At 44.0% G+C, this 18,663-nt stretch carries 19 protein-coding genes and 1 pseudogene; 11 read left to right on the top strand and 9 right to left on the bottom strand.

What is annotated here, in order from left to right:
• Positions 1–5: 5 nt before the first annotated feature.
• Both BLL41_RS09450 and BLL41_RS09445 read left to right on the top strand, forming a co-directional pair.
• Positions 6–407 (top strand): Rrf2 family transcriptional regulator, encoded by a 402-nt coding sequence (locus BLL41_RS09450; protein ID WP_014478233.1) that lies wholly within the window; start codon positions 6–8, stop codon positions 405–407.
• Between the two features lie 67 nt (positions 408–474).
• Positions 475–1,116, top strand: a complete 642-nt coding sequence (locus tag BLL41_RS09445; RefSeq protein ID WP_015714860.1) for an NAD(P)-dependent oxidoreductase — start codon at positions 475–477, stop codon at positions 1,114–1,116.
• Positions 1,117–1,150: 34 nt separating this feature from the next.
• On the opposite strand, the gene BLL41_RS09440 is transcribed toward BLL41_RS09445, so the two are convergent.
• Entirely contained in the window at positions 1,151–1,534 is a 384-nt protein-coding gene (locus tag BLL41_RS09440) for a DUF5362 family protein (RefSeq protein WP_003227738.1), read from the bottom strand.
• Between the two features lie 144 nt (positions 1,535–1,678).
• Between BLL41_RS09440 and mta the strand changes: the two genes are divergently transcribed.
• Positions 1,679–2,452 carry a transcriptional activator Mta gene (mta, locus tag BLL41_RS09435; RefSeq protein ID WP_071577644.1) on the top strand — a complete coding sequence of 258 codons (774 nt, stop codon included), beginning with the start codon at positions 1,679–1,681 and terminating at the stop codon, positions 2,450–2,452.
• A gap of 22 nt (positions 2,453–2,474) precedes the next feature.
• On the opposite strand, the gene cls is transcribed toward mta, so the two are convergent.
• Complete coding sequence (gene cls / locus BLL41_RS09430) at positions 2,475–3,923, bottom strand: cardiolipin synthase (RefSeq protein WP_042975513.1); 1,449 nt, start codon at positions 3,921–3,923, stop codon at positions 2,475–2,477.
• 243 nt (positions 3,924–4,166) lie between these two features.
• On the opposite strand from cls, the gene BLL41_RS09425 reads away from it, so the two are divergent.
• Complete coding sequence (locus BLL41_RS09425; protein ID WP_071577643.1) at positions 4,167–4,604, top strand: YwnF family protein; 438 nt, start codon at positions 4,167–4,169, stop codon at positions 4,602–4,604.
• A gap of 73 nt (positions 4,605–4,677) precedes the next feature.
• Here BLL41_RS09425 and BLL41_RS09420 read toward each other — a convergent pair whose 3' ends face one another.
• The 3 genes from BLL41_RS09420 to BLL41_RS09410 all read right to left on the bottom strand — a co-directional run bounded on the left by BLL41_RS09420 (position 4,678) and on the right by BLL41_RS09410 (position 7,678).
• Entirely contained in the window at positions 4,678–6,465 is a 1,788-nt protein-coding gene (locus BLL41_RS09420) for an N-acetylneuraminate synthase family protein (RefSeq protein ID WP_071577642.1), read from the bottom strand.
• 206 nt (positions 6,466–6,671) lie between these two features.
• Positions 6,672–7,190, bottom strand: a complete 519-nt coding sequence (locus BLL41_RS09415) for a DUF5362 family protein (RefSeq protein WP_071577641.1) — start codon at positions 7,188–7,190, stop codon at positions 6,672–6,674.
• The gene (locus tag BLL41_RS09410) at positions 7,187–7,678 is read right to left on the bottom strand and encodes a GNAT family N-acetyltransferase (RefSeq protein ID WP_080009905.1); all 492 of its coding nucleotides are present in this window, start codon (positions 7,676–7,678) and stop codon (positions 7,187–7,189) included. Before BLL41_RS09410 ends, BLL41_RS09415 begins: the two co-directional genes overlap by 4 nt.
• A 143-nt stretch (positions 7,679–7,821) precedes the next feature.
• Between BLL41_RS09410 and spoIIQ the strand changes: the two genes are divergently transcribed.
• Positions 7,822–8,694 carry a stage II sporulation protein SpoIIQ gene (gene spoIIQ, locus BLL41_RS09405; protein WP_071577640.1) on the top strand — a complete coding sequence of 291 codons (873 nt, stop codon included), beginning with the start codon at positions 7,822–7,824 and terminating at the stop codon, positions 8,692–8,694.
• Between the two features lie 110 nt (positions 8,695–8,804).
• On the top strand, positions 8,805–9,227 hold the full coding sequence (locus tag BLL41_RS09400) for a VanZ family protein (protein ID WP_071577639.1): 423 nt from the start codon (positions 8,805–8,807) through the stop codon (positions 9,225–9,227).
• 40 nt (positions 9,228–9,267) lie between these two features.
• On the opposite strand, the gene bcrC is transcribed toward BLL41_RS09400, so the two are convergent.
• The 3 genes from bcrC to amtB form a co-directional block, all read right to left on the bottom strand.
• Positions 9,268–9,849: an undecaprenyl-diphosphate phosphatase BcrC gene (bcrC, locus tag BLL41_RS09395; RefSeq protein ID WP_071577638.1), complete on the bottom strand. Its 582-nt coding sequence runs from the start codon at positions 9,847–9,849 to the stop codon at positions 9,268–9,270.
• A 167-nt stretch (positions 9,850–10,016) separates the two neighbouring features.
• Complete coding sequence (locus BLL41_RS09385) at positions 10,017–10,367, bottom strand: P-II family nitrogen regulator (protein WP_014665678.1); 351 nt, start codon at positions 10,365–10,367, stop codon at positions 10,017–10,019.
• 11 nt (positions 10,368–10,378) lie between these two features.
• Positions 10,379–11,593 carry an ammonium transporter AmtB gene (gene amtB / locus BLL41_RS09380; RefSeq protein ID WP_071577636.1) on the bottom strand — a complete coding sequence of 405 codons (1,215 nt, stop codon included), beginning with the start codon at positions 11,591–11,593 and terminating at the stop codon, positions 10,379–10,381.
• A 289-nt stretch (positions 11,594–11,882) separates the two neighbouring features.
• Here amtB and BLL41_RS22785 point away from each other — a divergent pair.
• The 5 genes and pseudogenes from BLL41_RS22785 to BLL41_RS09360 all read left to right on the top strand — a co-directional run.
• Positions 11,883–12,061 (top strand): annotated as a pseudogene (locus BLL41_RS22785) (hypothetical protein); the annotation flags it as partial.
• 216 nt (positions 12,062–12,277) lie between these two features.
• Positions 12,278–12,847 (top strand): hydrolase, encoded by a 570-nt coding sequence (locus BLL41_RS09375; RefSeq protein WP_071577635.1) that lies wholly within the window; start codon positions 12,278–12,280, stop codon positions 12,845–12,847.
• A complete protein-coding gene (locus tag BLL41_RS09370; protein ID WP_071577844.1) occupies positions 12,847–14,205 on the top strand; it encodes an MFS transporter in 1,359 nt (452 codons plus the stop codon). Before BLL41_RS09375 ends, BLL41_RS09370 begins: the two co-directional genes overlap by 1 nt.
• A gap of 181 nt (positions 14,206–14,386) precedes the next feature.
• Positions 14,387–15,859, top strand: a complete 1,473-nt coding sequence (gene pucI, locus BLL41_RS09365) for an allantoin permease (protein ID WP_071577634.1) — start codon at positions 14,387–14,389, stop codon at positions 15,857–15,859.
• 105 nt (positions 15,860–15,964) lie between these two features.
• The gene (locus tag BLL41_RS09360) at positions 15,965–17,371 is read left to right on the top strand and encodes a right-handed parallel beta-helix repeat-containing protein (RefSeq protein ID WP_071577843.1); all 1,407 of its coding nucleotides are present in this window, start codon (positions 15,965–15,967) and stop codon (positions 17,369–17,371) included.
• 84 nt (positions 17,372–17,455) lie between these two features.
• Here BLL41_RS09360 and BLL41_RS09355 read toward each other — a convergent pair whose 3' ends face one another.
• Entirely contained in the window at positions 17,456–18,646 is a 1,191-nt protein-coding gene (locus tag BLL41_RS09355; RefSeq protein ID WP_071577633.1) for an MFS transporter, read from the bottom strand.
• Positions 18,647–18,663 lie beyond the last annotated feature (17 nt).

The following is an 18,663-nucleotide window of genomic DNA, read 5'->3' as shown; positions in this document are numbered from 1 at the left end:
AAAACATGATTAACAGCCGTCTTGCTGTTGCCATTCATATTTTATCCCTCATCTCGATGGATGAAAAAACATCTTCAGAAATCATTGCTGACAGTGTCAACACGAATCCGGTAGTGGTCCGAAGAATGATCAGCCTGCTGAAAAAAGCTGATATTCTCACCTCACGCGCAGGTGTGCCTGGTGCAAGCCTCAGAAAAGACCCGGCTGATATTTCTCTTTTAGAAGTGTATCGGGCTGTCCAAAAGCAAGAAGAACTCTTTGCGGTTCATGAAAACCCAAACCCGAAATGTCCGGTAGGGAAAAGAATTCAGAACGCTCTGGATGAAACGTTTGAAAGTGTCCAAAGAGCGATGGAAAATGAACTGGCAAGCAAGTCATTAAAAGATGTTATGAATCATCTCTTTTAATCAAAAGGGATGACTTCTCACCGCTAACATGTAACTAAATCTGTTACAAATAAGGAGGAAATGAAAAATGAAAATTGGAATTATCGGGGCAAGCGGAAAAGCAGGAAACGAGATTTTGAAAGAAGCGAAAACAAGAGGCCATGAAGTGACTGCCATCGTCCGAAACGCTTCAAAAGTGCAGGAACAGGACGTAGCGGTTTTGGAGAAAGATGTGTTTGAACTGACTGCAGAAGACATCAAGCCTTTCGACGCGGTCGTAAATGCTTTTGGGGCAGCGCCGGGCCAGGAACATCTTCATGTTGAAGCAGGCAGAGCGCTCATCAGCATCTTAAAAGACGCGAAGCACACAAGATTGCTTGTCGTTGGCGGAGCGGGAAGCCTGTTTGTTGATGAAGCCAAAACAACCCGTTTAATGGATACGCCGGAATTTCCGAAAGAGTATTTGCCAACCGCATCGAATCAAGGCGAGAACCTGAAAGACTTGCAGCAGACAGACTCTATTTCTTGGACATTCCTCAGTCCTGCGGCATTTTTTGATCCGGCAGGAAAACGGACTGGCTCTTACCAAAAAGGAAAAGACAATGTCATCGTAAATGCCAAAGGCGACAGCTATATCAGCTATGCAGATTATGCCATTGCCGTATTGGATGAGCTTGAACATCCCGAACACAAAAATGAACGCTTCACAGTGGTAAGCGAAGCAGAATAATAAAAAACCCGGAGCCAGCTCCGGGTTTTTCTCATTAATAAGTGCTGTACGTATCGCTGAATAAGCCGTCAGCAATCCCAAGCATCAAAAAGATGAAGAAAGCGATAATCGCAAGAATGGATACAGCGATGCTTACGATCAAATAAATCCCTTGCATCTTTACGAATTTCGCGTAATTCTCCAGCATTAAGTCTTCAGACTGTCCGCTATTGTGTTCAGCCATTTGGCCTGCTTCCCTAGCTGACCGCATCAAAAAGATACCGGAAATAATTTGAAGCACGCCCGGCACGGCACCGATTAGAAAAAAGAACGCGCCTGAAAGCGCGGTAATTGCGCCCATAATAATAAATAAAATGCCTGTAGCTTTTCCCCATTTTGAAATGCTGATGAGGGTTTTGTTCATTGTTTCAGGATTCATGTATACTGACTCCCCTTTACAAAAAAATACTCACTTTTCTTTTATACACTATTTGTGAGAAGTTTTGTATATAGAAAACAACATTTTTGGGATTGACCCTAACGCTGCGTGATTGTTTACGATAAAAAAGAGGAGGTGTTAAGTATGAAATATCAAGTCAAACAAGTGGCTGAGATATCGGGCGTCAGCATTCGGACGCTTCATCACTATGACAATATTGAGCTTCTGAATCCTTCAGCGCTTACTGATGCTGGGTATCGTTTGTACAGTGACGCAGACCTGGAAAGACTGCAGCAGATTTTGTTTTTCAAGGAAATTGGGTTTCGTCTGGATGAAATTAAAGAGATGCTGGATCATCCGAATTTTGACCGGAAAGCGGCGCTTCAGTCGCAAAAGGAAATATTGATGAAGAAAAAACAAAGAATGGAAGAAATGATTCAAACAATTGACAGGACGCTTTTGTCCGTTGATGGAGGGGTAACGATGAATAAGCGGGATTTATTTGCCGGATTAAGCATGAAAGACATTGAAGAGCACCAGCAGACATACGCTGATGAAGTCAGAAAGCTGTATGGAAAGAAAATTGCAGAAGACACAGAGAAAAGGACGTCTTCTTACTCGGCAGATGATTGGCGCACGATCATGGCTGAATTCGATTCGATTTACAGACGAATTGCGGCACGAATGAAACATGGGCCCGATGATGCAGAGGTACAGGCCGCGGTGGGGGCATTTCGTGATCATATTTGCCAATATCATTACGATTGCACACTCGACATTTTCAGAGGACTTGGGGAAGTGTATATCACTGACGAACGATTTACCGATTCAATCAATCAATATGGAGAGGGTCTTGCCGCTTTTTTGCGGGAGGCGATCATTATTTACTGTGACCATCAAGACAAAACCCGGCCGTAAAGGCCGGGTTTTTTGGCGCATCTTATAAGATCGGCGACAACAGCCGCGAGACGGATTCTTTTATTCGAATCCACAACGGGCGCTGCAGGTATTCCTCATAGGTGAATTTTCTGGATACTAGCAAATCTTCTTTAAAAGTTGAAACCAGTTTTTTAGCAATGGTGATATCGTAAATAAATGCATTAACCTCAAAATTCAGCCTGAAGCTTCGGACATCAATGTTCGCTGTGCCGACTGAAGCGATTTCGTCATCCACCACGATGGTTTTCGCGTGAATAAAGCCGTTATCATAAATATAGACAGTCGCTCCGGCTTTCAGCAGATCGCCGATGTATGAAAGCGTGGCCCAGTATACGAAGGCGTGATCAGGCTTGTTCGGAATCATAATGTTGACGTCAATGCCCGAAAGGCAAGCGATCCTTAATGCATCCAGAAGGCTTGCATCCGGGATAAAATAAGGCGTTTGAATCAAAATGGAACGCTTGGCGTTCGATATCATTTTAATGTAGCCATTTTTAATTTGTTCCCATTCCGAATCAGGGCCGCTTGTGACAATCTGCATCCCGACGTTGCCTTTTGGGCCGTAATCAGGAAAGTGATTCGGAATATATGTCAGCGTATGGTGATGTGAAGCTTGGTTCCAGTCAAGGATGAACCGAGTTTGGATCGCGTGCACGGCCGTTCCTTGCAGCCTGATATGCGTATCCCGCCAATAACCGAATTTCGGATTAAGCCCTAGATACTCATCTCCGACATTAAAACCCCCGACATAACCGGTCATGCCGTCTATAATAACAAGCTTTCGATGGTTCCGGTAATTCAGCCGCAGGTTAATCGGTCTAAGCTTTGAAGGAAAAAAGACCTCCACATGCCCGCCAGCCTCGCGAAGCTCTTTAAAAAACTTCTTTCTCAGCGTTCTGGACCCGAGTTCATCATAAAGCACTCTGACCTGAACACCTTCTTTCGCTTTTTGGATGAGAGCGTCCCGCAATTTTTTGCCTAATTCATCACCTTTATAAATATAATACTGTAAGTGGATATGATCCTTAGCCTTTGAAATGTCATTCAGCAGCCGCTGAAATTTATCCCGTCCATCTGTAATGACGTCAACTGAATTATCCTCTGTAAACACAGCATGGTTATTCATGATCAGCATATAAATTAAATCTTTGTTATCAAAGGTTGCCCGGTTGTTGAACTGGAATTGCTTGGTTTCTAAATCTTCAAGCTGATGCTTCAGCAGCCTTTCGATTCCAATCTTTTTTCGGTCTTCCCATTGAAACAAATGCTTGCGTCTAAGATTATGGCCGAATAATAGGTATAAAATAAAGCCTAAAACGGGAATAAAGAAAAGAACAAGCAGCCACGCCCAAGATGCGCTGGCATCGCGCCGTTCTTTGAAGATGACAATGATCGCCAAAAGAATATTTAAAATGAAAAAAAGTGATAAAAGGATGGAAGAAATACTCACTTTGTAACCCCGCTCATTCATATTTATCAAGAAGATTGCCATTAGTATTCCATGAATAACAGTGATCTGATTCCCATTACAAATTATAACACTCACATTTTAAAAGAATAAAGAGCGGCGATCCAGATTCTTCGTGAAAAATACGGGCAGATTTCTTTAAAACCGGCTTGCACCTGCGTTAAAATAAACACATATGATAACGTTCGTGAAGCCTTGCAACATCAAATAAAGGGGGAGGATAACATGAACTTTTACAGAGTCGAACAAATGCCGGGGTTCATCAAAACAGAAATGCAAAAAATTCAAAAGGCCGTACAGCCTTTCATGAAAAAAACCGTCATTTACCGTTTTCTTGCTATTCCGCTTGCTGCATTCTCTCTCTTTAATTTAGCTGCTTTTCTATTTCACGCTTCAGCTGACAGGGAGTCCCTGATCAGTGCAGGCATATTCGCTCTTTTGGCGGCACTCGGGCTGGCGTTTTTTAAAGAGGCAGGCTATCAGCACAAACAAATCCAAAAAACGGTTCACATCTATATGCTGAACAGGATCAAAAAGAGCGACATCCTTTCAGAAGAACGGAAAAACTCCTACGCACGACAGATAAAGGAAGAACCGTTTGCGATGCGGAGTTTTGTTGAATTTTTGACTGAGGAAGACAGACGCAAGAAAATGTATGAATAAAAGCTGCACCCGGATTGTTGGGATTTTACAATCGGGTGTTTTTTGTATGACTTGGCATACGGACACGAGTTTGTTATTTATTTTTGGGTAACAGCGTTGCTTTGTTGATTTCCTCTACTAGTGATGCCTGATCGATCCATTTGGTCGACACATCTTGATTTATCTTTGAAATGTGCCGGTTTTCTGTTAAATAATCTCTTATCCGGCTGAAATAGAGCGGTTCGTTTTTGACATCCAGGTTTTGATATATTTGTTCAAACAATTCTAAGTCTTTAGGTTCATCTAGGGTTAAACGCCAAGATGGATAATGGAGTTCTTTCGGCAGGCTGACTTGATTGATGGTGAATAGGGAAGGATTGTTTACAAAATAAAAAGAAAGATATTCTGTATGGGTTAACGGTTTTGGCTGCTGCACAAGCCGCTGAAGAGCTTCAACAGTAATAATATTCCCGGAAATTCCTGCTGAACCTGAAAGTTCCTGAGTATAATCTGCTCCTTTTTGCAAGTGCTGTTCAATTAAATATTGAAGCACTTCAGGTGAAACCGCTGGACAATCGCCGGTCACCCGGATAATGATATCGGCTTTTGTTAACGCCGCGGCTTCAAGCATTCTTTCTGCCACATTTTCGGGGGAGCCTCTTACGATTCTGACCTTTCCATTTAGAGTGAAAGCTTCAAGCGGATCGTCATCAGGAAGATTTGACGTTGCTAACACAACTTCGTCAACAGAAGGGACAGCCAGACAATTGATTAAACAGCGCTCCACAGATGGAATTCCATAAATCGGGAGCAGCGCTTTTTTTGGCAAACGGGTCGATTTTAGCCGGCATATTACCGCAATCGTAATTTTTGGATTTTTAATATCGTTGGGTGTAATTGGCTGGTTTAACGATAAATCAGCAGTTGCGACTTGAGGAAAAGTGTCTTCGGCTTGTAAAGGCATCAGTGCATTCTCATTTCCGCATCTTTTGTAACTCGTTTTTTCCAGTGTGATAATTTCTCCTTTTTTTATATCCCGATTGGCAGTCACACGTAATGAGGAATCATGCAAATACTTTCTTTCGGATTCATTTACTGCAGTTGACCCCGCTGCAATTTGGGCCTGCTTGAGCTTTTCCGTCATTAGTTTGAATTCGTTTGGCTCTAGTGAAGAATAATAATCAAACCCTTTAGCTGCCCGGTTTAGGGTTATATGTTTTTCAATAACAGAGGCCCCTGAGAAAAACGCATAGACAGGAAGGTCGGCTGCAAGCGGATGATCTGCGTCAATGTGATCCGCAAATCCAATTTGAACCTGGTATCTTTCTTTTAGGTATTGAACCCGTTTTAGATTAATATCCTCTAATGTTGTCGGATATCCTTGGAATCCGTGCATAAGAATGAGCTGATTGTCCATATGTTGTTTTACAAGCGGCATCAACTGATCAATCTCTTCTTCATACCATCCCCCAACTCCGATGAGCACAGGCTTCTCAGTCATACCTATCGTTTTCATGATCTCCGTGGATTGAAGGATGGTTGTTGGAAGCTTAATGCCGTCAATGTCACGCTGCAGGTGCGAAAAAAGCTCTGCTCCCCATGAATCGAAAATATCCACCCATATTTCTAATCCAAGGCTTTTTCCATATGCGACACAATTTTTCCATACGTCTTCATTCAAAAACAGCTCGATATACGACTCATAAGCAAAAAAACAAGGTGTTGCAATACAGTCATATTTGAACCACTGAAATTTCACACCATCTGCTCCGCTTTCTGCGGCAGCCTTGATGAGTGCTCTGAGGTTCTCCTCTTTTCCTTGATGGGCGTTTGCGATTTCAGCTATCACTTTTACTTTTTCCGAAGGGTTGTTATTTCCCAAATGTCCCACTCCTTTATGTTTATTGAGACAAACCTGCTGATGCGCTTTCGAGTTGAAAGACCGAGTCATTTTAATAGATTGTATGCTTGCTTCAAGACTTGGTGTTTACGCCAGCCTGCTTTGATTGACAATTTTACGGAAAATAGACAAATAAAAAAGGCATGGTTCCGTTTGATCCGGAACTCATGCCCTGTCCTGTTTCATCATTATTCAAACACCGGATCATCCTCATAATAGTAAGAATCCGGATCATCATACGAAGGGGTATTTTCAAAAGCAGCAATGCCGATTATCACCAGCACGAAAATGGCTACAATGATTCCGATCAGGCCGGTGACGATACTGGATGCTGCGTAAAACAGCTGCATTTTAATAAATGTCCCGTAATTTTCAAGCATGCTTTCGCCAGCGCTTCCGGCTAGATTTCCTTCGGCTTCAGCGGCTGCTTTTGCTGAGCGCATTAAAAATACGCCTGAAATAATAAGCAGTACGCCCGGAATGGCTCCAATCACTGTCATTAAAGCAGACAGGGTAACAAGCGATCCCATAATAATGAACAAGATGCCGGAAATTTTGCCCCACTTGGCAATGGCGGATAGCGACTTGACAGCAGAGGCGCTCAGCTGGCGGCTCTCATTTTTCGCAGGCGCAGTCTCCTGCTCAACGGGGCTGTTTTCTTCATTATCATTTTCTATTTCGTTTTCATCTTTATCCAAACTAATCATGACAGTTCTCTCCCCAAAATTTTTAAATCATATCTTTTCCCGTCCATTTCGGCGATGCCGGGGAATAGTCCCCATTCTGCAAACCCGTGCTTTTCAAACAGCTTCAGGCTTGGTTTATTATGTCCGAAAATGAAGGCCATAAGTGAGCGGATGCCAAGATCCGGCGCAATGCGGAGCGCTTCCTGAAGCAAATATGATCCAACACCTTTGCCGCGGCATGCTTCGTCAATGTATATGCTGACCTCCGCTGTTTTATTATAGGCCGGCCTTCCATAAAATGTTTCAAAACTGATCCAGGCAGCTACGTTTCCGTTTTCGTCCTCGGCAACATAGAGCGGACGTGACTCTGTATGTCCCAAAAACCATTCCATCCGATCTTCAGGAGTTACCGGTTCGGTATCGGCTGTTACCATTCGAGAAGCAATCGTTGAATTATAAATCGCAACAACAGCCTCCAGATCTTTATGCTCAGCAAGACGCAAAGTCATGTTCATGCGTATTTGGCACTCCTCTCAAAAAAAATGACATATTTTCGTATTAGTCTGCGCAAACTACATCTAAAAAAAGTTTTTTTGGATAGGTGTATATATTTTCAGAAAAGTGTTCAGAATGTTGCTGAGGTGATGAAACAATGAGAGAGGAAGAAAAGAAAACTTCTCAAGTCAAAAAACTTCAGCAGTTTTTTCGTAAACGCTGGGTGTTCCCTGCAATTTACTTAGTCAGTGCGGCCGTCATTTTAACAGCTGTCCTTTGGTATCAATCAGTATCAAATGATGAGGTAAAGGATCAGTTAGCTGATAACGGCGGAAACTCTGCATATGACAACAACGACGATGCAGTTGAAGTAGGAAAGTCAATGGAAAATGTCGCAATGCCGGTTGTTGATTCTGAAAACGTTTCTGTTGTGAAAAAGTTCTATGAAACCGATGCCGCAAAAGAAGAGAAAGAAGCAGCACTCGTTACCTATAATAACACGTACAGCCTAAGCAAAGGAATTGACTTAGCTGAGAAAGACGGAAAAGATTTCGATGTTTCTGCTTCTCTGAGCGGTACGGTTGTCAAAGCTGAAAAAGATCCAGTGCTGGGATATGTTGTGGAAGTTGAACATGCCGACGGTTTATCGACTGTGTATCAATCTCTTTCTGAAGTAAGTGTTGAGCAAGGTGACAAAGTAAAACAAAACCAAGTGATCGGAAAATCTGGCAAGAACCTTTACAGTGAAGACAGCGGAAACCACGTGCACTTTGAAATCCGTAAAGACGGAGTTGCAATGAATCCGTTAAACTTTATGGACAAGCCGGTTTCTTCTATTGAAAAAGCAGCAGCTGCAGAAGAAAAAGCTGCCACACAAGAAACAGAAGAATCCATTCAGCAATCATCCGAGAAAAAGGGCGGATCAACTGAAAAAGGAACAGAAGAAAAGTCCGGTGAGAAAAAGGATGATTCAACTGACAAATCTGGTTCTAAAGAAAGCAGCACAACAGAAGACACTGAACAGTCTTAATCAGGAAAACGTCTATCCGTGTGATGGGCGTTTTTTTCTGTTACTTTCTGCTTTATTTTACCGTCTATGTAGTTACACATAGGCACGTATGCTATAAAGGAGGTTATGTCATGAACCGCCTATTGCTTGCAGGCTGGACCTTTTTTATCCTGCTTTCTGTCTGTACGGAAAGCTTCAGCGGCATGATCGTATCGCAAACGGTGGCTTTTCATTTTCAGCCGCACCCTGATCTGACTCAATTTTTCGTTATGGATTTTACTGAGCTTACTGTACCAGAAGCGTTTATTCAAAAAATCGGGCACGCGTTTTCCTTCTTTGTGCTGACATATTTGCTGTGGAAACAGCGGGGCAGCATAAGATCAGCAGCAGCCGGCTCATTCGCGTTTGCTTTTTTCACAGAAGTTCTTCAGCTCTTCTTCAGCAGGAACGGATGCATTCGGGATGTGCTCATCGATGCTGTTGGAATTGGATTGTTTTATGGTTTATATGTGTTGGCGAAGCGGAGAAAACATGAGATGTATGAAAAATATTAAAGCCGGCTGTCTTGGTTTCAGACGCCGGCTTTTGTCTTTTTTAGAAATTTTGATCGGTTGTTTTTTTCGTCAGTTTATTGATCATGGCTTCATAGATCCTCACGATCATATCGACGAACGGGCGAAGCAGTTCTGAAAATCTAAAGAATAGGAACCCGATAATGATGGCGACAACGAGGCTGCCTAATACATCTACCGGATAGTGATGTCCCACCCAAATTCTCGAAAAGCCTGTCAAAAGCCCGAAAATGACAAGTGGCCAGCCGATTTTACGGTTTCTGAAAAGCATCGCAATAGAAATCGCTAATGCACCTGTCGTGTGGTCACTTGGAAATGAAGCATCCGCAGCATGCGGTATCAATGTATGCACAGTATGCGCTACGAACGGGCGCGGTTCGAAATAAACAAGTGTAATCAAATAGTTGATCACAAGGCCTGCAATTCCTGTGATGCCTGCGTAAAGTACATTTTTTCTGCTTTGTGTGTTCCCGAACAGCCAGATCGCCAATAGGATAAGGGCATAGGCGACAATGGCATATTCCGTGATGAAGACCATAATGGAATCGAGAACGGAATTGTGATGAGATAGTCCATGGATGGCTTTAAAAATTTCGTAGTTCAAATAATCACCTTTTACATTTTTAATAATAGACTCATTATACTCATAAAAAGTTTCAAATCAAAAAAGAGTTTGTCAGAAAGTATGACGCTTGAAGAGAATTCGGAGAGGGCGCGGTGTTTATGGGGGGCAAAAAAAGAGACCCGGAATTTCGGATCTCTTCTAAACCATTAAAGTGCTTCAGGTCCTTCTTCGCCTGTGCGGATGTTGATCGTATTGCTGATTTCATAGACAAATATTTTACCGTCACCCGGTGATCCTGTTTTCAGCACCCTTTTAGCGATTTCAGTCACTTGATCAACAGGCACCTTGCTGACCACGATTTCAATTTTTAGTCGCTCATATACATTGCTTTCTATTTTTACCCCTCGATAGAGCTCCGTATGTGCTTTTTGAAGGCCGCAGCCGTGAACATTGGAGAAGGTCAGAGAGGTGACACCGATTTTTCCGAGTTCCTGCTTCAGCTTTTCAAAATTTGCCGGACGCGTTACAATTTCTACCTTGAACATTTGACCGCTCATAACGTCACTCCTCACATAGAATCTTGATATGCTTTTTCCCCGTGCATCGTTAAGTCAAGCCCAAGTGATTCTTCTTCTTCGGTTGCACGAAGGGGAAGGAAGAGGCTTACAAATTTAATAATAACGAAAGTGACAATAAATACAAAAACATAAGTGGCGGCTATCGCGAGAATTTGTTTCCAGATTAAGCTTGCGTCACCGTAGAATAACCCATTTGCTCCCGCTGAGTTAACAGAGGTTGTTGCGAATAATCCTGTCGCGATTCCGCCCCATGTCCCGCCGATCCCGTGCAGGCCAAAGGCGTCAAGTGCGTCATCGTATCCGAATTTCTTTTTCAGCGAGAATACACCCCAGAAACAGACTGCCCCGCCGATGATGCCAATAATAATGGAAGAAAACGGTGTGACAAATCCGGCTGCCGGTGTAATGGCGACAAGCCCGGCAATCGCTCCGGATACTGCTCCGAGCATGGTCGGTTTTTTGTTAATGATCCACTCGACGAAGATCCAGCCGGCAATCCCGGCTGCTGCCGCTGTGTTTGTGTTGATGAAGGCGTACATGGCCACACCATCTAAGGTTAAAGCGCTGCCGACGTTAAAACCGAACCAGCCGAACCAAATCAAGGCTCCTCCTAAGAAGGTGTAAATGAGGTTATGCGGAGAAGACGCTGTGCCGTCTTTCCGTTTGCCCAGCACAATAGCGAGAACAAGTCCTGCCACACCGGAGGAAATATGAACAACATTGCCGCCGGCGAAATCGAGCGCCCCAAGCTGGCCGATCCAGCCGCCGCCCCATACCCAATGCGCTACGGGTGTGTAAACCAAAGAGGCCCATAAAACCGAGAATAAAAGAAAAGCGCCGAACCTCATCCGCTCTGCGAAAGCCCCTGAAATAATCGCTGTAGTCAGTACAGCGAACGTCATTTGGAACATCATGAATAACGAGTGGGGAATGGTATCGCTGTAATCTCCCGGATCAAATCCGACCCCTTTGAGGCCTGCCCAGTCCAGTCCGCCGATGATGGAATTGCCTGGTGCAAAGGCAAGTGTATATCCGAACAGCACCCAAACGATGGAAACGATGGCAATGGAAGAGAAACTGTGCATGGCAGTGCTCAGCACATTTTTGCTTTTTACCATCCCTCCATAAAATAACGCTAACCCCGGGGTCATCAGCCACACGAGTAAAGCGCAAAAGAACATAAAAACTGTATCGCCCATTTGCATGTCTCATTCCTCCGTATCTTTCAGAATAAAAAGCAATTATTATATTTCTTCATTATAGAGAAAAAAGAATGATAAAACATTTTCATGTAAGATTTCCTAACATGGTTTTTTGGGGAATGTTATCGAGGGATGGAAAGAAAGGAGAACTGTGATATAAGACTTTATATCTATAAAAGAGGCGAGCGGACAATGATTAGAATTCCGAATGATACATTTATGATGAATAAAGAGCGGTGCAAATAGATTCCAGCGATGTTTTTAGACTCTAAGTTTTTCGTGTGCGGTTTGAGATGTGGCGTCTGAAATCGAGGCGGCTGCCGGGAAGTGGCGTGGCACTTTTCGGTTATTCTTATGTCTGCGAACTGTTTACACGTTTTGTTGAAATCCTGGCAGTTGTTTTTATGCCGATTATTGTGAACATCGTCGTGATTACCTTTTGATATTGGGGTGCAGGATTTTAGCACGATATGAATGGCTTCCCTTTAGGTGGGCTGCCGCGCATTTATGGACATTTCAGACAGGAGTCGATAGACAGGTGAAGACAAGGTGACATCCCTTATGATGTTCCTATTCCATATGAAAAAGCTCCTTCTGAGAATTTCACAAGCATCAAAAAAGAACTTAGGCAGTGTGAAGAGTAAAATATGCAATGTGAGAAACACTAACAGTATCAGGAGGAGACGTATGATGAATACACTCAACATTGATTTTCAAAAAACAGCATTGGTGATCATTGATTTACAAAAGGGAATTGTGCCGATTGATCAAAGCGGCCAGGTTGTCTCGAATGCGAAAAAGCTTGTAGATGAATTTCGGAAACAGAACGGGTTCATCAGCTTTGTAAATGTAGCCTTTCACGATGGAGCCGACGCTCTGAAGCCGCAAACGGATGAGCCTGCGCAGGGAGGTTCAGGGGAGATGCCGGCGGACTGGGCCGAATTTGTTCCGGAAATCGGTGTTCAGGATGGCGATTACACGGTGACAAAACGGCAGTGGGGTGCGTTTTTTGGCACAGATTTAGACTTGCAGCTGAGACGCCGCGGCATTGATACGATTGTATTGTGCGGCATTGCAACGAACATCGGGGTGGAAAGTACAGCGCGCGAGGCCTTTCAGCTTGGCTATCAGCAGATTTTTATTACAGATGCCATGTCCACGTTTAACGATGAAGAGCATGAAGCTACACTGCGCTTTATTTTCCCGAGAATCGGTAAATCGCGGACAACGGAAGAATTTCTGGAACAAGTGAAATGATGTTATCGAAAAAAAGCCGGGCTGTATTTTTAACAGCGGTGGCTTCGGGAACAATGCTGAATCCTCTGAACTCGTCTATGATTTCTCTCGCGCTCCATAGTATCCAGCATGAGTTTCACCTCTCGTTTACAACGGTTTCTTGGCTGATTTCCTCGTTTTACCTGGCAAGTGCAGTAGCGCAGCCTGTAACGGGAAAGCTCGGTGATTTAATTGGGCGGAAACGCTTGTTTTTATTCGGACTTATACTTGTAGCGATTTCAGCCATCGGAGCGCCGTTTGCGCCAACATTTATGACATTATTGATCATGCGGCTGTTTCAATCGGTGGGGAGCAGTGCGATTTATCCGTCAGGTGTCGGATTGATTCGGAATCATATTCATGAGCGCCAAGCTTCAGCCTTGGCTGTACTTTCTATCTTTGCGTCCGCCATGACCGCGCTGGGGCCGACAGTCGGCGGTTTTTTGATTGTGTGGGGCGGCTGGCCGGCGATCTTTATCGTTAATTTGCCGTTTATTATCCTCAGCTTCTTTTTGGGCCTGTATATGTTCCCGAAAGATCAGAAAAAAGGGACAGGAATCAAAACGATTATTCGGCAGCTCGACATTCTTGGAATTGTTTTATTTGCCGGGGGAATCATTTTCCTTCTATCCTTCCTGCTGTCATTCAGCACGTCGCCGCATGCGGTTGAAGGTGTGCTTGGCGTGCTTCTGCTCTGTGCATTTGTCTGGCGCGAGCTGAAAACGGATAAGCCGTTCATTGATGTCCGTCTGTTTAAAACACAGCGAAACCTGTCAGCTGTATATGTTCAGTTTATTTTGCTGAATGTTTTCTTCTATTGTTTATTTTTTGGTCTGCCAAGTTATTTTCAGGATGAAATGCATCTTTCTGTTCAAACGAGCGGCCTGTTTATGCTGTTTATGTCTGGTATGAGCATTGTTGTGTCACCTGTTACGGGCAAATGGATCGACCGATCAGGTGTTGTCAAGCCGATCTTTGCTGGAGCGCTTTTGATGACGGCTGGAGCTGTGCTCTTAACCATCTTTTTTATCAATGTCGAGACCATCGGGAAAGGCCTCATTCTATCGCTCTTGGGTATAGGCTACGGACTGGGAAATGTCGCGCTTCAGGCAGCAATGCTGAAAACGAGTCCTTCCAACATGGTAGGAACGACTTCCGGACTGTTTCAAACCTGCCGTTACCTAGGGTCGATTTTGTCTTCGGTGATCCTTGGTATTCTTTTTGGCAAAGAAATCACGGCCGCCCATTTTGATATGATGGGAATCATTATGATCATCACGGGAGGAGCAAGCCTGTTAATGGCTGTGAGATTTGCTGCATTAATGAAAACTGCATCTTGAGAAAGAGACGGGCCATGAGGTCTGTCTTTTTTTCTTGTTTAGGCTGTTCAAATACAAATAAGAAAATTGTACATCATAGCCAATGTTATTGTCTGACTATTAAGTTATATTAAGTGACATCGGATGTCAGAAAACGAAACATGAAATGGAAAGCAGACAATATCGAAAAGGGGAGCCGGCTATGAAATTAAAAGAGAGTCAGCAGCAATCCAACAGGCTGAGCAATGAAGATCTGGTGCCTTTGGGGCAGGAAAAACGGACATGGAGGGCAATGAACTTTGCCTCCATTTGGATGGGATGTATACATAATATACCGACATACGCGACGGTGGGAGGATTAATCGCGATCGGCCTTTCGCCTTGGCAGGTGCTGGCGATCATTATTACGGCATCACTTATCTTATTTGGCGCTCTTGCCTTAAACGGCCATGCGGGGACAAAATACGGGCTGCCGTTTCCAGTGATCATCCGGGCTTCTTACGGGATATACGGCGCGAATATCCCCGCGCTTCTGAGGGCGTTTACAGCCATCATGTGGCTTGGCATCCAGACCTTTGCGGGCAGCACGGCACTGAACATTTTGCTGTTGAATATATGGCCGGGCTGGGGAGAAATTGGCGGCGAGTGGAACATTTTCGGCATTCACTTGTCTGGTTTGCTTTCTTTTGTATTCTTTTGGGCCATTCATTTACTCGTATTGCATCACGGCATGGAGTCAATTAAACGTTTTGAGGTATGGGCAGGGCCTTTAGTGTATCTGGTATTTGGCGGCATGGTATGGTGGGCCGTCGATATTGCCGGAGGGTTGGGGCCGATATATTCTCAGCCAGGAAAGTTCCATACGTTTTCAGAAACATTCTGGCCGTTTGCTGCCGGAGTGACCGGCATCATCGGCATATGGGCGACATTAATTTTAAATATACCTGATTTTACACGGTTTGCTGAAACACAAAAGGAGCAAATCAAAGGGCAATTTTACGGTTTGCCGGGAACATTTGCGCTGTTCGCGTTCGCCAGTATTACGGTGACCTCCGGCTCGCAGGTTGCGTTCGGCGAACCGATTTGGGATGTTGTCGATATTTTGGCGCGGTTTGATAACCCTTATGTTATCATCTTGTCCGTCATCACGCTCTGCATCGCCACGATCTCTGTAAACGTCGCGGCGAACATCGTATCGCCCGCTTATGATATAGCGAATGCCCTGCCGAAATATATTAATTTCAAACGCGGCAGCTTTATCACAGCGTTTCTCGCTTTATTTACGGTTCCATGGAAGCTGATGGAGAGTGCGACAAGCGTGTATGCGTTTCTCGGCTTAATAGGCGGCATGCTTGGTCCGGTGGCAGGCGTGATGATGGCCGATTATTTTATTATTCGCAAGCGTGAGCTCTCGGTAGATGACTTGTATTCCGAAACAGGACGGTATGTGTATTGGAAGGGATACAATTACCGTGCGTTTGCAGCCACAATGTTAGGCGCGTTGATTTCGTTGATTGGCATGTATGTTCCTGCATTGAAGAGCTTATACGATATTTCTTGGTTTGTAGGTGTGCTGGTCTCCTTTCTTTTCTACATTGTTCTGATGCGTGTTCACCCGCCTGCATCGTCGGCGATTGAAACAGTTGAACCTGCACAGGTCCGCCAGGCTGAATAAGATCTATATAAACGGTATATTTTCATATTTTTGAAATGGTTTTCCATAAATAGAGCCTTTATAATGGTTTTAGAAATCTATTCTAAAACGAAATGGGAATCGAAAATGAGAAAATGGTCTTTTATTCTTTTGGCAGGTGTTTTAGCGTTGGGCATCTTCGCTTTCGTTTTTGATGAGACAAAAGCGAATGAGGAAAGAGATAAAGACTGCCTATATGTTTCGCCAAATGGCAGTGATCAAAATGAAGGAACAAAAGAAAAACCGTTTCGTACATTGGCACACGTATCTGAGAAGGCTGCTCCCGGCACAACCATCATGATTCGGGAGGGTACGTATCATGAAATCCTTGATGTGAAGCACAGCGGTACGGACGGAAAGCCTGTCACGTTCCGAAACTATGAAAATGAAAAAGTCGTGATTAGCGGAGAATCAGTCGCGAACGCAAAATATGAGACACCGCTCATTCATATTCACGATAAACATGATATTGCCATTAGCGGTTTAACGATTCAAGATCTTTCTGTTTCATCTGAGGAAGCAACGGCTATGGGGATTTATGTATCAGGGTCCAGCAGTCATATCGTCATCAAGGATAATCATATCCAGGGTATTAAGACAACAGCGGATGAAGGAAATGCCCACGGAATCGCAGTTTATGGGACTGGCAGTATGAAGGACATCCGAATCGAGGACAATACAGTTGAGAATCTGACGCTTGGAGCGAGTGAAGCAGTTGTGCTGAACGGTAATATCGATGGCTTCACTGTTGCAGGCAATGTGGTCCGCAACAATAACAACATCGGGATTGATCTTATCGGCTATGAGGGAACCGCGGATAAAAACGATTACGTGCGAAACGGTGTCGTAGAAAACAATACGGTTTATCAAAACTCAACTTACGGCAATCCTGCCTATGGAGACGACTACTCAGCGGGCGGGATTTATGTCGATGGCGGACACGGTATCGAGATTAAGAACAACACAGTTTACGATAACGATATTGGGATTGAAGCAACGTCTGAACACAAAGGAAAGTATGCAAATGCCATTCAGATCACAGATAACAAAGTGTACAACAATGCGTACACCGGTATTTCAATCGGAGGATATGACAAAAAGCGGGGCGGCACCAGCAATTCTCTGATTGCCCGCAATATTATGTACCGGAATGACACAAAGGGACTGTATGGCGGACAGCTGCTGCTGCAGTACGATACGAAAAACAACACAATTGAAAAGAATATCTTGACGGCCGGTGATTCCAGATTATTTATCGGAAACGATTTTACAGAAAATGAAGGCAATACGGTCAATCATAACGTGTACCACAAGGAAGCGGATCAAGACGGCATATGGATGTGGAAAAAGAATGAATACGATTCATTTGCATCGTATCGAAAAGCAACAAATAACGATTCGCAATCCATTTATGCCGATCCGATGTATCGTGATGAAGAGTCGTATGACTTTACGCTAGATCCTGATTCACCTGCGCGGAAAGTCATTGAATAATATGCCCCATAAGCGGCGTTCTCAAAGAGAGCGCCGTTTTTTAAGCGAAAAAAAGACTGCCGGCAAATCCCGGCAGTCTGAAATTTATTCTGCGATAGACACTTTTCCTTCAGCCTCAGCAGGTTTTCTCTGGCTCCACGTGTAGAGAAGCAGAGCAATTAAAACGAACAGACCCGCTGATAGATAAATGGCAGAGAAGCCGGCAGATGCTACAAACAATCCGAATACATACGATCCTACAGCAATTCCGCTGTCAAAGAAGGTGAAGAACGTTGCTGTTGCAAAACCTGAGCGGTGAGCCGGAGATTTCTGGATCGCCAATGTTTGCATACATGGAACGATTGATCCGTATCCAAGCCCGATAACCGCTCCTGAAAGCAAAAGCATCAAGCCGCTATGTGTGAAGGACAGCATGCAGAGTCCCACAGAGAAAATCAGGATTGATGGGTAAATGACAATGCCAGGTCCGACTTTGTCGAACAATTTCCCTGTGAACGGACGTGCAATCATCATTGTCACCGCAAAACAAACAAAGAAATATCCGCTGATATCCGAAAGATCAACTGATTTGGCGAATACAGACAGATATGATGTAACTGTTGAATAACAGAAAGAAATAAACAAACCGACCGTCGCAATTTTGAGTGCGCCTTTTTCAAACATATCCGAGAACGCAAAACGGAATACAGTCGTGCCGCTGTCTTTACTTTGCGGCACTTTTATTAAGAACGAAACAAGTAAGCCCGCAACCATAAACAGCGCAAAGGATGTAAAGAATACAGGAAAGCTTACCACTCTCATCAAATTCAGGCCAAGGAAAGGCCCGATCGCCATAGCGAGGTTCATAGACATGGCAAAGTATCCAAGCCCTTCACCGCGCCGTTTGGCTGGAATAATATCAGCGGCGATTGCACCTGTGACAGTCGTTAAAATGCTGAACCAAATCCCTTGGAAGAACCGCAATCCGAGCAGCAGGGAAAAGTTATGAATCGGCATATACAGAAAAGATGATAGGGCGAAGAGCGCCATTGATACAATCGCCATTCTTTTCTTCCCGAAACGCTCAATAATGGCTCCGGAGAATGGCCGTGTAATGATCGCTGACAGAAGGAACAGGCTGATTAAAAGCCCGCCTTGTGATTCTGTGCCGCCAAGCTCTTGCAGCGTATAGATCGGCAATACAGTTAAAAATGTATAAAAGAACACAAACACAAATAAATTGACAAGCAGGACCATAATAAAATCCTTGGTCCATATCGCATCCGCTTTTTTCAAATGTATGTCACTTCCTT

The sequence above is a fragment of the Bacillus sp. FMQ74 genome (assembly GCF_001875785.1).
Classification (GTDB): domain Bacteria; phylum Bacillota; class Bacilli; order Bacillales; family Bacillaceae; genus Bacillus; species Bacillus stercoris.
The sequence above is the reverse complement of the archived record's forward strand: the minus strand, read 5'-3'. Positions and strand labels throughout refer to the sequence as shown.

What these genes read in the sequence shown, in the direction of transcription:
- BLL41_RS09450 (WP_014478233.1), top strand. Translation starts at nt 6, where the DNA reads ATGATTAACAGCCGTCTTGCTGTTGCCATTCATATTTTATCCCTCATC.
- BLL41_RS09445 (WP_015714860.1), top strand. Translation starts at nt 475, where the DNA reads ATGAAAATTGGAATTATCGGGGCAAGCGGAAAAGCAGGAAACGAGATT.
- BLL41_RS09440 (WP_003227738.1), bottom strand. Translation starts at nt 1,534, where the DNA reads ATGAATCCTGAAACAATGAACAAAACCCTCATCAGCATTTCAAAATGG.
- mta (WP_071577644.1), top strand. Translation starts at nt 1,679, where the DNA reads ATGAAATATCAAGTCAAACAAGTGGCTGAGATATCGGGCGTCAGCATT.
- BLL41_RS09425 (WP_071577643.1), top strand. Translation starts at nt 4,167, where the DNA reads ATGAACTTTTACAGAGTCGAACAAATGCCGGGGTTCATCAAAACAGAA.
- BLL41_RS09415 (WP_071577641.1), bottom strand. Translation starts at nt 7,190, where the DNA reads ATGATTAGTTTGGATAAAGATGAAAACGAAATAGAAAATGATAATGAA.
- BLL41_RS09410 (WP_080009905.1), bottom strand. Translation starts at nt 7,678, where the DNA reads ATGACTTTGCGTCTTGCTGAGCATAAAGATCTGGAGGCTGTTGTTGCG.
- spoIIQ (WP_071577640.1), top strand. Translation starts at nt 7,822, where the DNA reads ATGAGAGAGGAAGAAAAGAAAACTTCTCAAGTCAAAAAACTTCAGCAG.
- BLL41_RS09400 (WP_071577639.1), top strand. Translation starts at nt 8,805, where the DNA reads ATGAACCGCCTATTGCTTGCAGGCTGGACCTTTTTTATCCTGCTTTCT.
- BLL41_RS09385 (WP_014665678.1), bottom strand. Translation starts at nt 10,367, where the DNA reads ATGAGCGGTCAAATGTTCAAGGTAGAAATTGTAACGCGTCCGGCAAAT.
- amtB (WP_071577636.1), bottom strand. Translation starts at nt 11,593, where the DNA reads ATGCAAATGGGCGATACAGTTTTTATGTTCTTTTGCGCTTTACTCGTG.
- BLL41_RS09375 (WP_071577635.1), top strand. Translation starts at nt 12,278, where the DNA reads ATGATGAATACACTCAACATTGATTTTCAAAAAACAGCATTGGTGATC.
- BLL41_RS09370 (WP_071577844.1), top strand. Translation starts at nt 12,847, where the DNA reads ATGTTATCGAAAAAAAGCCGGGCTGTATTTTTAACAGCGGTGGCTTCG.
- pucI (WP_071577634.1), top strand. Translation starts at nt 14,387, where the DNA reads ATGAAATTAAAAGAGAGTCAGCAGCAATCCAACAGGCTGAGCAATGAA.
- BLL41_RS09360 (WP_071577843.1), top strand. Translation starts at nt 15,965, where the DNA reads ATGAGAAAATGGTCTTTTATTCTTTTGGCAGGTGTTTTAGCGTTGGGC.